Below are 14,957 nucleotides of genomic sequence, written 5' to 3'. Positions count from 1 at the left end.
AGGAGAGAAGTGCGGATGGAACAACGGAACAATCTGGTGCTGCACGGCACCGAGACCTTCTCCCGGGGCGCACTGGACAATGTGGCGCTGGAAAGCGGCGCGGTGGTGCTGGATTCCTCCGCCGGCCGCTACCTGCCCTACGGCAGCTATACCACCCCGGAGTTCGCCATGCCGGCCTTCTGCAACCTGAATGTCAGCTGGAACGCCAGCGCCCCCCACAACACCATGGTCGAGGTGCGCTGCCGGGTCTATGCCGGGAACACCTGGACCGGCTGGCTCAGCTTTGGCAAGTGGGCACCGGATTACCCTCGCTGCAGCATCAAAGCCCAGAGCGAGGACGGGCTGGTGTTCCTGATGGGGGACACCGTCACCGTTGCCACGCCGGGCGGCGGCACCGGCATCCAGCTGCAGGTGAATCTTTCCACCAACGATGACAAGGCAACTCCGGCTGTCCGGCTGCTGGCCGCCGCCGCACGCCCCCTTGCCTGGGAGAAGCACAACGGCCACCCGCTGAACCGGCGGCTCTACCTGCCGGAATACTGCCTGAGCGCCCACGACCCCAGCTTTGGCCGGGAGATGGACCTGCCCCTTGTGATGGCGGCCCTGATGAACCGCTACGGCGAGGATATCCTGCCTGAGGAAGTGGCCTACGCTATGGAGGACAAAGCCACCAGCTCCACCGGTAATGCCGCCTTTGCGGCTGCTGCGGCGGGCTGCTGCGGCTACCCCTGCTGGCAGGCCTGGATGGATCTGGCCGACCTGCGCGCCCAGATCCACGATGACTGCTCCATCGCAGTCCGGGTGGAGCGCCGCATCCGGGGCCAGCGGGACCCCGTGGGGGTCTGGATGGGCCTGCGGGGCTTTGGGCACGATGATGCCGTTCTGGCGGATTTCGTGCTGCTGAACGACCCCACTGCCGACAGCGACGGTGCCGTGAACTGCACCATGGCGCTGACGGATTTTATGCGATATTTCACGGGCCGGGCCATTGCCCTGCGGCCCAAGCAGCGGGAAGTGGCCGCCGACCTGCCCAACCGGGTGCGGTGCGACCTGACCCGCGCCGAGGATGGCAGCTATTTCTTTGAGCAGCGGGGCCAGCAGGACCCGCTGCCGGAGGATTTTTCCGGCTGGGCGGCCTATGCCGTCCACGATGGCGTGGCCCACGCCACCACCGCCCACCGCACCTTCCGCCGGATGGAGCGCACGCCCGAGGGCGGGCTGCTCTTCCCGCCCGAACAGCTGGCCGCAGGCGGCCGCTGCAGCGTGTACGCGGTGGACCAGACCGGGCGGATGCGGGTGGCGGAAGTTCGTCTCCCCGCGCCCCCCAAGCCCGCGGCAGAGCCTGCCGCACCCCAACAGGACCCAAGCACCGTGCAGCCCGGCCTCTGAGCCGGCAGCGCAAAGCGCTTTTCGGGATAGAAACCACAACATAGGGAGGAACACATTATGGCAAAAACGATCATCACCATTGGACGTGAGTACTGCACCGGCGGCAACTACATCGCAGAGGATGTTGCAAACGCACTGGGCATCAAGCTCTACGACAAGGAGCTGATCACCATGGCCGCAAAGCACTCCGGCCTCTCGGAGGAAGCCGTAGCCGCCAGCGAAAAACGCCGCACCCACAGCCTGCTGTACAGCCTGTATACCATGGGCAACGAGCTCCCGCTGGGTGATCAGGTGTTCATCCTGCAGAGCCGCATCATCAAACAGCTGGCCGAGGAAGGCCCCTGCGTCATTCTGGGCCGCTGCGGTGACTATGTGCTGCGGGAGCGCAAGGATGTGCTGCGCGTGTTCATCTACGCACCGGTGGAATGGCGGCGTGAGCTGGCCAAGACCGACCCGTTGGTCAAAGCACACGACGAGAAGGGCATCAAGGAAGAGATCGAAAAGACCGACCGCAACCGTGCTGCCTACTACAACTACTACACCCAGAACCGCTGGGGCGATGCCCACAACTATGATCTGGCCATCAACGCCGCCCTGGGCCGCGAGACCTGCGTCAAGATGATCCTGGACGCTGTCGCCGCCAAGGAAAAGACCATGGCCGAGTGATCCCCGCCGGGCCGGACGGCCCAAAAAACAATGCTGCTTCGTGGGTAGGGTGCTTTTGTGCTCTGCCCACGTTTTGGGCAACGGCATCGCCCTCCTGTTCAAGCATAAACCCTCGTCTATCATTCAACGTCAAAAGGAGAAATCGTGGAAAACAAACAGCTCAATCTTTCCGAATCCGAAAACATCATGGGCACCATGGATGTCAACCCGCTGCTGATCAAGCTCAGCATCCCGATGATGATCTCCATGCTGGTGCAGGCACTGTACAACGTGGTGGACTCGATCTTTGTCGCCCGTGTCAGTGAGAACGCTCTGACCGCCGTCTCTCTGGCCTTTTCGCTGCAGAACATGATGTTCGCCGTGGGCATCGGCACCGGCGTGGGTGTCAACGCCCTGCTCTCCAAGAGCCTGGGCGAAAAGAACCAGTACCGCGCCAACAAGACCGCCGAGAACGGCCTGTTCCTGGCACTGTGCAGCTACCTGGTCTTTCTGGTGCTGGGCCTGACCGTTGTGCGCCCCTACTTCTACGCCCAGACCGCCGATGCCGACATCGCCGAGCAGGGCATCCGCTACCTGACCATCTGCTGCGTGCTCAGCCTGGGCATGTTCATGCAGGTGATGAACGAGAAACTGCTGGCCGCTACCAGCCGCACCACCCTGAGCATGATCAGCCAGCTGGTGGGTGCCATCGTCAACATCATCCTTGACCCCATCTTCATCTTTGGCTACTGCGGCGAGGCTCTGTCCGGCACCACCGGTGCAGCTTTGGCCACCGTCATCGGCCAGTTCTGCGGCGCAGGGGTCTCCTTCTACCTCAACCTCCGCAAGAACCCCGATATCCAGCTGGATTTCAATGGCTTCCGCCCCAGCGCCGAAGCCATCAAGCGGATCTACGTTGTCGGCTTGCCCAGCATCGCCATGCAGTGCGTGGGCAGCGTGATGACCTTCCTGATGAACCAGATCCTGATGGCCTTTACCGCCACCGCCGTGGCCGTGTTCGGCGTTTACTTCAAGCTGCAGAGCTTCGTGTTCATGCCCATCTTCGGCATGAACAACGGTATGGTGCCCATCATCGGCTACAACTACGGTGCCCGCAAGCCCGACCGCGTCAAAAAGACCATCAAGTGCGCCATGTTCTATGCCGAGGCCATCATGCTGGTCGGCTTCCTGCTGTTCCAGTTCCTGCCCGACAAGCTGCTGGGCCTGTTCTCCGCCAGCGAGGCCATGCTGGCCATCGGCAAGCCTGCCCTGCGCATCATCTGCTTCCACTTCCTGCTGGCCGGCATGAGCATCATCCTGTCCTCCACCTTCCAGGCGCTGGGCAACGGCATGTTCAGCCTGATCATCTCGGTCTGCCGCCAGCTGGTGGTCCTGCTGCCCGCCGCCTGGCTGCTGAGTAAGACCGGCAACGTGAATATGGTGTGGTGGTCCTTCGTCATTGCAGAGCTGGTCAGTGTGACCCTGAGCTTTGTGTTCTTTGCCCGCCTGGACAAGAAGATCATCGAGCCCATGTACGACAACGCTGCCGCTGCACAGTAAACTGTTTCAGAACCCGTCCGGCACAAGAAAGGAACGTGACCTTTTATGGCAAAGAAGTTGAAATGGAATCTGATCCTGATGAGCGTGCTCTACCTGGGGCTGGGCATCTTCCTGCTCATGCGGCCCTCCACCGCCCTCAACGTGGTCTGCTACGCCCTGGGCGGCGTGGTGCTGGTGTGCGCCGCCGTTCAGCTGGTGCGCTACTTTGCCGTGGAGCGCGGCATCTTTCAGAGCCAGCTCACCCTCATCTCGGGCATCATCTGCCTGGGCCTGGGCGCGTTCCTGATCCTCCGCAGCGACATCGTGGTGCGCATCCTGCCCATCGTGTTCGGCCTGTTCGTCATCTTCGACAGTCTGGGCCGCATCCAGAACGCTCTGGACCTGCGCCGCTGTGAGTACCCCAGCTGGAAGGGCTTCCTGCTGCTGCCGGTGCTCAGCGTGGTGCTGGGCGTGGTGATGATCCTGAACCCCTTCGGCACCATGGAGACACTGGTCATGGCCATTGGCATCATCCTCATCATCGAGGGTGCCATCAACCTGCTCAGTGCCCTGTACACCGTGCTGGCCATCCGCCGCTTTGCCAAGCTCCACCCCGAGACCCAGTCCATGCTGGAATCCCTGACCGGTCAGGACCTGAACGGTGACGGCGTGATCGCCCCGGACATCGCCCCTGCCGACGTGGAAGCCTCCGCCGTGGAGCTGGATCATGTGGATGAGAGCGCTGAGGTGGAGCAGGAAGAGGATTAAACTCCCTCCGTCATCGCTGCGCGATGCCACCTCCCTCCATGAGGGAGGCTTTGGCCACCCCCATAAAGCTTCCCTCCGAGAAAAGGCTTCCTCTCCGAGGGAGCTGTCGCCGACAGGCGACTGAGGGAGTTTGTAACTAATAGCAAAGGATAAAACTAGAGATGGAAAAATACGATCTGATCATTGTGGGTGCCGGTCCGGCCGGCATCTTCACCGCTGTAGAGCTGCTGCGCCACGGCAGCAAGAAAAAGATCCTGTTGGTGGAAAAGGGCAAGCCGGTGGAAAAGCGCCACTGCCCCAAGGCCGAGCTGGGCCACTGCGTCAACTGCCGCCCCACCTGCGCCATCACCACCGGCTTCTCCGGTGCAGGCGCGTTCTCGGACGGCAAGCTGAGCCTCTCCTATGAGGTGGGCGGCGACCTGCCCAGCCTGATCGGCGAGGAGTTCGCACAGGAGCTCATCCATTACACCGATAAGATCTACCTCGAGTTCGGTGCCGACCCCCATGTGGAGGGCATCTACACCGGCGAGGACATCAAGGAGATCCGCAAGAACGCCATCCACGCCGGCCTGAAGCTGGTGGACTGCCCCATCCGTCATCTGGGCACTGAGAAGGCCCAGCAGCTGTATCTGGCCATCCAGAACTATCTGGCCGACAACGGCGTGGAGATGCTGTTCAGCACCGAGTGCGAGAACATCATCCTGGAGAACGAGGAGTGCAAGGGCGTGTTCATCAAGGGACCCAAGGACGAGGAAGCCCATGCCGTTTATGCCGATACTGTGGTCATCGGCACGGGCCGCCGCGGTGCCGACTGGCTGGAGAAGATCTGCGCCGAGCACCACATCGCCCACAAGCCCGGCACCGTTGACATCGGCGTGCGCGTGGAGTGCCGCAACGAGGTCATGGAAAAGGTGAACAAGGTGCTGTACGAGTCCAAACTCATCGGCTACCCCAAGCCCTGGAAGAACAAGGTGCGCACCTTCTGCCAGAACCCCGGCGGCTTTGTGGCTCAGGAGAACTACGACAACGACCTGGCCGTGGTCAATGGCCACAGCTTCAAGGAGAAGAAGAGCGAGAACACCAACCTGGCCATCCTCGTCTCCCACAACTTCACCGAACCCTTCAACCAGCCCATCGCCTACGCCCAGAAGGTGGGTGAGCTGACCAACATGCTGGGCGCGGGCCACATCCTGGTCCAGCGCTACGGCGACATTCTGGACGGCAAGCGCACCTGGCCCAAGGAGCTGGCACAATCCAACGTCAAGCCCACCCTGAAGGATGCCGTGGCCGGTGATATCACCGCCGCCATGCCTTACCGCGCCATGACCAACATCATCGAATTCATCAAGATGCTGGATATGGTCGTGCCCGGCTTTGCCGCCAACGAGACCCTGCTTTACAGCCCCGAGCTGAAGTTCTACTCCAACAAGGTCAAGATGGACGAGAACCTCGACACCAACATCCGGGGCCTGCACTGCCTGGGTGACTCCTCCGGCTGGACCCGCGGCCTGATGATGGCCTCCGTCATGGGCGTACTCATGGGCCGGAAGCTGGCCGAAAAGGAAGGGTGCTGATTGCATCTTCCCGCCCCTTAAAACGCAAAAAGGGACTGCTCCAGCGGAGCAGTCCTTTTTTGTAATTTCAGCGCAGCTTATTCCGGTTTGGAGAATTTGACGGTCAGCGGGTTCTGGCGGGATCCCGGTTTATTTTGGAATGGTATGTATTTTCTTGCCAGATTCAATTGATTTTTCACCAAAAAATCGGTATACTATTTCCAGAGTACTGTGCGTTGTGCCCAATGCACAGCGCGCACAGGGAGGTATTGCTATGCACGATTCCCCGGGAAGCGTCGTCACCCAGCTGTGCTCCGGGCTCCAGCTTTACAGCGCCGAACGGCGCATTGCGGACTGCATTCTTGCAGATGTAAAGTGGGCCTCGGTCGCCACCTCTGCGGAGCTTGCAAAGGCCAGCCACTCGTCCGAAGCCACGGTCACCCGGCTGTGCCACAAGCTCGGCTACGCAAATTATCGCAAATTCCAACTGGAGCTTGCGCGGGATGTGCTGGAGCAGCAGGAAACGGAGGCCCGCAAAAGGCCCCCCAATGACCCGCTGCATCAGGCCCTGCTCGATCTTCAGAACAACCGTCAGGAGGAGGTTCAGGCCACCATTCAGGCCTTGAACCTTGTCCAGCTGAGAAAGGTGCTTTCCATTCTGCGGGCGGCAGAAATCATTGAGATCGAAGCCAACGGCAGCAGCCTGCCCGTTGCCATGGATGCTTCGCTCAAGCTGGGCAGTCTGGGCAAGCGCTGCATGATCAGCCCGGTACCAGAAAAGGCACGGTCTTTCGCTTCGGCACTGACCCCAAAAGATGCCCTGCTGCTCATTTCCAGCGCAGGCCGCTGCGAGGCGTTGGAGACGGCCGCCCGTGCCGCCAAGAAGAACGGCACACCGGTCATCCTCATCACCTGCGACAAGCGCTCGGCGCTGGCAGGCCACGCCAGCTATACCCTGCTGGCCTCCAACCGTATCCAGCGCATTGCCAGCGATATGCTGCCTTCCCAGCTTTCGGCAGCGCTGGTGGTGGAGGCGCTCTACTACCTGCTGGTGGGCAATTTCGATCTGAATTAAACGCAAAAAAGTCCCGGCCGTTCTGGTCGGGACTTTTTGCTGTGTTTAAGCGATCATGCGTTAAAAACGTACTTGTCCATGCGGTGGAACGCCTCCTCGATGCGGGAACGGGGAGAAGCCAGATTCATGCGCAGGTGGCAGGGGCCAAAGAACATGGTGCCGTCCTGGATGGCAGCGCCCACATCCCAGCAGGCATGCTCCACATCCTCAATGGTCTTGCCGTGGGCCTTGCACCAGTCGGTGCAGTCCACGAACAGCATGTAGGTACCCTGCGGCTTGGAGACGGTCACGCCCTCGAAATGCTTCTCGATGTAATCGCAGGCAAAGTCGATGTTGCCGGTCAACACCTCGCAGAGCTCGTCGGTCCACTCGTAGCCCTCGGGCTTGTAAGCACCGATCAGGGCGTGCATGGAGAGAACGTTCATCATGTTGTAGTGGCTCAGGCTGGACTCTTTTTCCATGCGGTCACGCCACCAGCTGTTGTAAACGATATGGTAGCTGCCCACCAGACCAGCCAGATTGAAGGTCTTGGAGGGGGCATAGAAAGCGGCGGTGCGCTGGCGGGCATCCTCGCTCACAGACTGGGTGGGGATGTGCTTGTTTCCGCTCAGGATGATGTCCGACCAGATCTCATCGGAGACCACATACACATCGTACTTCTTGTACAGCTCCATGGCCTTTTCCAGCTCCCAGCGCTCCCACACACGGCCGCAGGGGTTGTGGGGGTTGCACATGATGGCGGCATGGATCTTTTCCTCTTTCAGGTGCTTTTCCATGTCCTCAAAGTCCATCCGCCACACGCCGTTTTCATCCTTGACCAGCGGGCTGTGGACAGCCTCATAGCCGTTGTTCTTCAGGCTCATGGTGAAACCGATGTAGGTGGGGCTGTGGATCAGGATCTTGTCGCCCTTGGAGCAGACGCAGTTCAGGGCGCTGATCACGCCGCCCAGCACGCCGTTCTCGTAGCCGATGCACTCCTTGGTCAGGCCCTGCACGCCGTTGCGCTTTGCCTGCCACCGGATGATGGAATCGAAGTATTCATCGGTGGGGTTGAAGTAGCCAAACGCGGGGTGGTTGGTGCGCTCGATGATGGCTTCCTGGATGGTGGGCACGGTGGGGAAGTTCATATCGGCCACCCACATGGGGATGGCATCAAAGCCCTCCTTGGGGGCGGCGGGGGCAAAGCCGGTGCCAAGGCCATCCACTGCAATGGCATCCTTGCCGTGGCGGTCCATGATGGAAGTGAAATCGTATTTCATAGCGGTGCTCCTTCTCTCAAAATTTTTATCTGGCCCCACTTTAACACACTTTGCCGCCGGGTGCAAGCAGCCAGCACGTTTCCCCGGATATCGTGCGGAAAAATCACGAATTTTTACGGTAATTGCACGCAAAAAGCCGGTCGGCATACGCCGACCGGCTTTTATTGGTATTGACTTTCCGGATCAGCCCAGCATCTCGTGAGCGGTCTTGCAGATGGTCGCTGCATCCAGACCGTACAGCTTGAGCAGGTCCCATGCGGGGCCGGAGCAGCCGAACTTGTCCTGCACGCCCACGCGGCGAACAGGGGTGGGCAGCTTCTCGCTCAGGACGGCGCAGACAGCCTCGCCCAGACCGCCGATGACGCTGTGCTCCTCGGCGGTGATGACCTTGCCGCACTCCTTGGCGGCCTTGAGGACGATCTCCTCATCCAGAGGCTTGATGGTGTGGATGTTGATGACCCGGGCGTGGATGCCCTCGGCAGCCAGCTGCTCGGCAGCCAGGCGGGCCTCGTTGACCATCAGACCGGTAGCGATGATGGCAATGTCGTTGCCTTCGGTGATCTGCTCACCCTTGCCCAGCTCAAAGTGGTAGGTGGCCTCATCGTGGAACACAGGCACAGCCAGACGGCCGAAGCGCAGGTAAACAGGGCCCTGCATGGCGTAAGCGGCACGCACAGCGGCGCGAGCCTCCACATCGTCTGCGGGGCAGATCACGGTCATGCCGGGCAGGCTGCGCATCAGGGCAAAGTCCTCGCAGCACTGGTGGGAAGCACCGTCCTCGCCCACAGAGATGCCGCCGTGGGTGGCACCGATCTTGACGTTCAGGCGGGGGTAGGCGATCGAGTTGCGGATCTGCTCAAAGGCACGGCCTGCGGCAAACATGGCAAAGCTGGAAACAAAGGGAACATAACCCATGGTGGCCAGACCTGCGGCCACGCCCATCATGTTGCCCTCTGCAATGCCGCAGTCGAAGTGACGGTCCGGGTGCGCCTTGCGGAACATGCCGGTCTTGGTGGCGGCAGCCAGGTCAGCGTCCAGCACCACCAGGTCGTCGTGGCCCTCAGCGGCCAGCTCTTTCAGGGTGTTGCCGTAGCTGTCACGGGTAGCGATCTTCTTCACTTCTGCCATCTTACTTGTCCTCCTCTTCCAGCGCGGCGTAAGCTGCATTCAGCTCCTGCATGGCCTGTGCGTATTCCTCATCGTTGGGGCCCTTGCCGTGCCAGTCAACGGAGTTCTCCATAAAGGAAACGCCCTTGCCCTTGAGGGTATCCAGAATGATGCAGGTGGGCTTTTCGTTCTCAGCGCGGAAAGCGGCGATGGCGCTCTCAATGGCATCAAAATCGTGGCCGTTGATGGTCAGCACGTTGAAGTTGAAGGCCTTCAGCTTCTCCTCCAGCGGGGCGCTGTTCATCACGGTCTCGGTGGTACCGTCGATCTGCAGATGGTTGCGGTCCAGCATGACGCAGAGGTTGGACAGGCCGTAGTGAGAAGCAAACATAAAGGCTTCCCAGCACTCGCCCTCTTCCACCTCGCCGTCACCCAGGATGGTGTAAACATTGATGGGCTTACCGGCGTGCTTGGCCCCCAGTGCCATGCCGCAGGCGGCGCTCACGCCCTGACCCAGACTGCCGGTGGACATATCCACGCCCGGCACACTGTTCATGTTGGGGTGGCCCTGCAGGTAGCTGCCGATCTTGCGCAGGGTCTTGAGGTCCTCCACCGGGAAGAACCCGCGCTCAGCCAGCGCGGCGTACAGCGCCGGGGCCGCATGGCCCTTGGAGAGCACCAGACGGTCGCGGTCAGGGTTCTTGGGATCCTTCGGATCCACCTTCATCTCTACGAAATAGAGGTACGCCAGCACCTCGGCGATATCCAGGCTACCGCCCGGATGGCCGCACTTGGCGCTGTGAGTGCCCTCGATCACGCCCATGCGGATGTGGCAGGCGTGTTTTGCCAGGGTAAGCTTTTCTGCATTTGTCATCTTTGGTCCTCCCGTATGAACCTCAGCGTTTGCATCGGATATGGTACGCACCCGGGCCGTACGCCCCGATGCGCTATTTCTCAAGTCTATATTATCTATTCTATGCAAAAACGTCAAGGTTCTTTCGTCAAAATGTACATCCCTTGGCAAAATCGCTTGTAAATGTTCCCGTTTTTGTTGAAAATGCAGGTCCATTTTGCCCCCGCAAAACATTTTTGCAGCTTTTGGCCGCTTTGCAATATCATCTTTTGCCGCTGTATGATATAATAAGATGAATTCGTTTGCTTTTTTTATCATTTTGGGAGGTTGCTATGTCTTTTTCCGCACCCACATCCCGGGCACAGCGCAGCCGCAGGATTTTGCCCTGGCTGCTGTACCTGTATGCCCTTGTGCTGTTTGCCATGCACTTTGTCCGCATTTTTGACAACTCCTTCTGGGGAGATGAGGGGTTCAGCATCGGCCTTGCCCAAATGAATGTTTTTGAAATGCTCCAAGTCACAGCGGCAGATAATCATCCGCCGCTGTACTACCTTTTCACACAGCTCCTATATCATCTTCTGGGCAATCACGGATATGTCTATCATCTGTCGGCTCTGATTCCCTATGGACTCATTCTGATTCTTGCCTGTACGGTGATTTTCAGACAGTTCGGATTGATTCCCGCAGTTGTTGTTTCCACTTTTGCCTCTTTGACTGATACCGCTATCATGTTCAATGTCGAGGCCCGAATGTATTCACTCGGCGCTTTCTTTGTGTTAGCGGCCTATCTGGCACTCCATAACATTCTTCATTCCGGTAAAACCTCCGATTGGGTCATTTTCAGCGTCGCCTCTCTTTGTGCCGCTTATACGCACTACTATGCCCTGATTTCCGTTGCATTTTTCTATCTGGCTCTGCTTTCTCTGCTTCCGCAGGATAAGAGCAGCTTCAAAAAAATCCTTATCACTTATTGTGCCGCAGTGGTCGTCTACCTTCCCTGGCTTCTGGTATTGCTTCCCACTTTCAAACGTGCTGCGGCAGACTGGTGGTCCACCTTCATTCCTTCTCCGATCAATTGTATCGGATTCTTCTTCAATCCTTCTTGGACAGTCCTCATTTTCGGTCTTGCATTCCTTCTTTATTTCACAGCACAGGCCAAGTCGTCCTCTAAATGGCTCTTCGCCCCTGATACGATTTGGCTTTTGACTGGCTTGCTTTCTGCCGCCGGCACCTCCGCAGTCGGGCTGATCGTTTCACATGCCGTTCGCCCGCTTTTTCTCGTTCGATACCTTTATCCGCTCACCGCAGTCGTTTACCTGGTTTTTGGCTTTCTTCTGTCTAAAGTCCGTTGGAGAACTATTCTGTCCAGTATTCTGATTTTGGGAACGCTGGTGTGCAGTCTACCGGATTTCTACCAAACCTATCAGCGGGAAAAGCGCATCGACCTTGCGACCACCCAGTGTCTGGAAGTTATTGCCCCCTCTCAGGATGCAGTTCTTTATACAACGAACTACTTCCTAGACTGGACACTCTTTGATTATTACTTTCCGGGACGTGTCCATGCTCAAATCGAATCCTCCAATACTTCTCAGTGCTTCACTTCTTCCGATCCTGAAATCTGGCTCTTTATGGAACATGCGCTTTCTGATGCCGAATTGAATGCAGCCTCCGACAATGGTTATTCTCACGCCAATGTCTGTAACAGTACATTTGCAGAAGGCCCCGGTGAAGATTCCTTTTATTACATCTACAAATTTCAAAAATCCGCAAACACCGCCCCGTAACCATCCTCATCCGCTGAGCTTGACAAGGCGGCTTTGCATCTGCTATACTTTTTGCACAATTCCCGGCTGAAGCCGGGGCTTTGCGGGCCGAAGCCCGTGTTTCTCCCCGCAAACATTATTTTGAAACAGACACCATGAAGGGGTCTGCCGCTGGCGCGCGTGCTGGCGGCAGGCCCTTTTTGTCTGTGCATTTTCAGGAGGAATCATTGATGAATACCAAGACCCGTTCCACGACCCGTGATCTGGTGCTGGCCGCACTGTTTCTGGCACTGGCCTTTGTGCTGCCCATGATCACCGGCCATGTGCCTCAGATCGGCAACATGCTCTGCCCCATGCACTTCCCGGTGCTGCTGGCTGGCTTCGTGCTGGGCGGCCCCTGGGGCCTGGCACTGGGCTTTGCCGCCCCGCTGCTCCGCTCGGTGCTGTTCGGGATGCCCCCGATGTACCCCATTGCCATCGCCATGGCCTTTGAGCTGGCCACGTATGGCGCTGTGGCCGGTTTCATGTACCGCAAGGTGCAGCACACCCTGCCCATGATCTACGCCACCCTTGTCACCTCGATGGTGGCAGGCCGCCTTGTCTGGGGTGCGGTGCGCTTTGTGCTGGCCGGTCTGTCTGGCTCCAGCTTCCCGTTCAGCGCGTTCCTGTCCGGTGCGGTGCTCACTGCCGTGCCCGGCATCGTGGCGCAGCTCATCCTCATTCCGCTGATCGTGGCTGCACTGCAGAAAGCAAAGCTGACGGCTTAATCCCCCTGCGCTGACCGAACTCACACAGCAAAAAAGCCCGGAACCGTACCTGCTATGGCGGCAGGTGGTTCCGGGCTTTTCAGTTCATATTACAGTGTGGCAGCAGCTGTAACAAAAAGAAGGAGAATCTTCAACCGGCAAATTGGAGAAGATCAGCCGGCAAAGCTTGCATTGACAGCGCGGCGGTTGCTCTGGTTGACAAAGTTCTTCTTTGCGCTCTCGAGCAGGCTTGCAAAAGCCAGGCCAATGCCGCAGTTATCGGACACGCCCTCGGTGACAGTCAGGTAAGCGTCCATCATAGTGTTGTCCAGAATAGCAGTGTTCTTGTTCATCATAATAAATATCCTCCGTATATCGGTAAATGTCATTGTGTTTTTTGGCAGGGCCTCTATCTCCCTGCATCCTCAGAGCGGAACCGTTCAGAACCCTTCGTTCTTTTGTTCCCCTCTCTGAGGATGGCCATATTATGCCACTCAATTATGAAATCGTTTTATAAATTCTATGAACAAACTATGAATTTAGTGATACATTTTTAACGTTCTTTCGTTCTTTGCGCAACTAGCACAAAACGTTTTTTATGAAAAATAAAGTTCTTGTATACATGGACGATTGAAACCTTGTTTGGAAAGTTTTTTCAGATTTTCTCTCTGTTTTGCCCAGAATTTCTTCTGCAAAAGGGGATACTCTCATGCAAAATCCGTCAAAATCCGTCAGAATCCGTCAATTTCAAACAGGACGAGGGCTTTCCTGTGCAAAATGCCCAGAAAAAGTTCCAAACAAAAAGGCCGCCGTGCCAGCAGCACAGCAGCCTTTGAAAAGCCATTTCAGTTTTGTCAGTTTTGCATCACTTGCACAGGAACGCCGGCAGGGGCTTGCCCTCCTTGCGCCACTGGTGATATTCCGCAGTGGCGGCAAATTCCACGTCACCGGCGGAGTTCAGGGCAGTTTCCACGGAATCCTGCACCACGCCGATGATAAAGCCGACACCAACCACCTGCATGGCGATATCATTGGAGATGCCAAACAGGGAGCAGGCCATGGGGATCAGCAGCAGGGAGCCGCCAGCCACACCGGAAGCACCGCAGGCACCCAGAGCACTCATCACCGAAAGAAGGATGGCGGCGGGCAGGGACACCTGAATGCCCAGCGTATTGGCCGCAGCCAGCGTCATAATGGTAATGGTGATGGCGGCACCATCCATATTGATGGTAGCACCCAGCGGGATGGAGACGGAATACATATCCTTATCCAGCCCCAGCTTTTCGCACAGATCCATATTGACCGGGATGTTGGCGGCAGAGCTGCGGGTGAAGAAGGCGGTCAGGCCGGATTCACGCAGGCAGCGGAGCACCAGCGGATACGGGTTGCAGTGCAGATACACAAAGATGATAAAGGGCGAGACGACCAGTGCCATAAAGAGCATGGTGCCCACCAGCAGGAGCAGCAGCCTGCCGTACTGGGTAAAGATGGACAGGCCGTTGCTGGACACGTTGGTGTACACAAGGCCCATGATGCCGAAGGGTGCCAGATTGATGATCCAGCGGACGATCTGGGAGACTGCATCCGCTGTGTTCGCCAGGAACAGCTTGGTGCTGTCTGCGCCGTACTTCTTCATGGCCAGACCGAACAGGCAGGCCCAGAACAGGATGCCGATGTAATTGCCGTTCAACAGGGCACTGACGGGGTTTGCCACAAAGTTGGTGAGCAGGGTGTTCATCACCTCGCCCAGACCCTGGGGCACCACCTCGGATTCTGCCGCCTCGGCCAGAACGATGGTCTGAGGGAACAGGAAGCTGGTCGCCGCCGCAATGGCGGCGGCCAGGAAGGTGGTGAGCATGTACAGCCAGATGACCGTGCCAAAGCGCCGGTCCAGCTTGGACGTGCCCTGCGCCAGCGCACTGGCCACGATAACGAACACCAGCACCGGGGCAATGCCCTTCAGGGCACCCACGAACAGGCTGCCGAACTCTTCCACCCAGCCCGCACCGGGCACCGCCAGTGCCAGCACCGCACCGACCGCAAGGCCGATGACGATGCGCAGGATCAGGCTGGTGGCATTGTACCTTGCCGCAACCGCTTTCAACGTTTTCATAACTTTTCTACTCCCCTATCCAGATTGTGCGCCCATCGCGCACAGTTTTCCCATTCCTCTACACGGAACAAGTACGATTATACGCCTCGCAGGCCAAAAAGTCAAAGATTTTACCCGCTTTTTTTGTTTTTCATTTCAACATATACA

Annotated in this window: 13 protein-coding genes; 8 read left to right on the top strand and 5 right to left on the bottom strand. The window is 58.1% G+C overall.

All coding sequences use genetic code 11. The annotated features are described in order from the left end of the window. Positions 1-15: 15 nt before the first annotated feature. The 6 genes from J3353_RS05110 to J3353_RS05085 all read left to right on the top strand — a co-directional run bounded on the left by J3353_RS05110 (position 16) and on the right by J3353_RS05085 (position 6,969). Entirely contained in the window at positions 16-1,389 is a 1,374-nt protein-coding gene (locus J3353_RS05110; RefSeq protein ID WP_156066346.1) for a hypothetical protein, read from the top strand. Positions 1,390-1,446: 57 nt separating this feature from the next. Beyond that, positions 1,447-2,055, top strand: a complete 609-nt coding sequence (locus J3353_RS05105; protein ID WP_097769755.1) for an AAA family ATPase — start codon at positions 1,447-1,449, stop codon at positions 2,053-2,055. A gap of 144 nt (positions 2,056-2,199) precedes the next feature. Next, positions 2,200-3,594, top strand: a complete 1,395-nt coding sequence (locus tag J3353_RS05100; RefSeq protein WP_156070769.1) for an MATE family efflux transporter — start codon at positions 2,200-2,202, stop codon at positions 3,592-3,594. A 45-nt stretch (positions 3,595-3,639) separates the two neighbouring features. Next, entirely contained in the window at positions 3,640-4,341 is a 702-nt protein-coding gene (locus tag J3353_RS05095) for an HdeD family acid-resistance protein (protein ID WP_005928467.1), read from the top strand. Positions 4,342-4,502: 161 nt separating this feature from the next. After that, positions 4,503-5,915, top strand: coding sequence for an NAD(P)/FAD-dependent oxidoreductase (locus tag J3353_RS05090; RefSeq protein ID WP_005928470.1), 1,413 nt, complete (start codon positions 4,503-4,505; stop codon positions 5,913-5,915). Between the two features lie 253 nt (positions 5,916-6,168). After that, a complete protein-coding gene (locus tag J3353_RS05085) occupies positions 6,169-6,969 on the top strand; it encodes a MurR/RpiR family transcriptional regulator (protein ID WP_117534585.1) in 801 nt (266 codons plus the stop codon). A gap of 53 nt (positions 6,970-7,022) precedes the next feature. On the opposite strand, the gene J3353_RS05080 is transcribed toward J3353_RS05085, so the two are convergent. The 3 genes from J3353_RS05080 to J3353_RS05070 form a co-directional block, all read right to left on the bottom strand. Further along, positions 7,023-8,228: a MalY/PatB family protein gene (locus J3353_RS05080; protein ID WP_005928475.1), complete on the bottom strand. Its 1,206-nt coding sequence runs from the start codon at positions 8,226-8,228 to the stop codon at positions 7,023-7,025. A gap of 183 nt (positions 8,229-8,411) precedes the next feature. After that, complete coding sequence (locus J3353_RS05075; protein ID WP_154276835.1) at positions 8,412-9,356, bottom strand: transketolase family protein; 945 nt, start codon at positions 9,354-9,356, stop codon at positions 8,412-8,414. Position 9,357: 1 nt separating this feature from the next. Next, positions 9,358-10,209, bottom strand: coding sequence for a transketolase (locus J3353_RS05070; protein ID WP_035393178.1), 852 nt, complete (start codon positions 10,207-10,209; stop codon positions 9,358-9,360). A gap of 311 nt (positions 10,210-10,520) precedes the next feature. On the opposite strand from J3353_RS05070, the gene J3353_RS05065 reads away from it, so the two are divergent. Both J3353_RS05065 and J3353_RS05060 read left to right on the top strand, forming a co-directional pair. Next, entirely contained in the window at positions 10,521-11,972 is a 1,452-nt protein-coding gene (locus J3353_RS05065) for a glycosyltransferase family 39 protein (RefSeq protein WP_207684313.1), read from the top strand. A gap of 209 nt (positions 11,973-12,181) precedes the next feature. Then, entirely contained in the window at positions 12,182-12,718 is a 537-nt protein-coding gene (locus tag J3353_RS05060; protein WP_117505680.1) for an ECF transporter S component, read from the top strand. A 152-nt stretch (positions 12,719-12,870) separates the two neighbouring features. On the opposite strand, the gene J3353_RS05055 is transcribed toward J3353_RS05060, so the two are convergent. Beyond that, complete coding sequence (locus J3353_RS05055) at positions 12,871-13,053, bottom strand: hypothetical protein (RefSeq protein ID WP_035393180.1); 183 nt, start codon at positions 13,051-13,053, stop codon at positions 12,871-12,873. A gap of 509 nt (positions 13,054-13,562) precedes the next feature. Next, positions 13,563-14,801, bottom strand: coding sequence for a serine/threonine transporter SstT (sstT, locus tag J3353_RS05050; protein WP_370569166.1), 1,239 nt, complete (start codon positions 14,799-14,801; stop codon positions 13,563-13,565). Positions 14,802-14,957 lie beyond the last annotated feature (156 nt).

It is taken from the genome of Faecalibacterium sp. Marseille-Q4137, assembly GCF_017377535.1.
Classification (GTDB): Bacteria; Bacillota; Clostridia; order Oscillospirales; family Ruminococcaceae; genus Faecalibacterium; species Faecalibacterium duncaniae.
The sequence above is the reverse complement of the archived record's forward strand: the minus strand, read 5'-3'. Positions and strand labels throughout refer to the sequence as shown.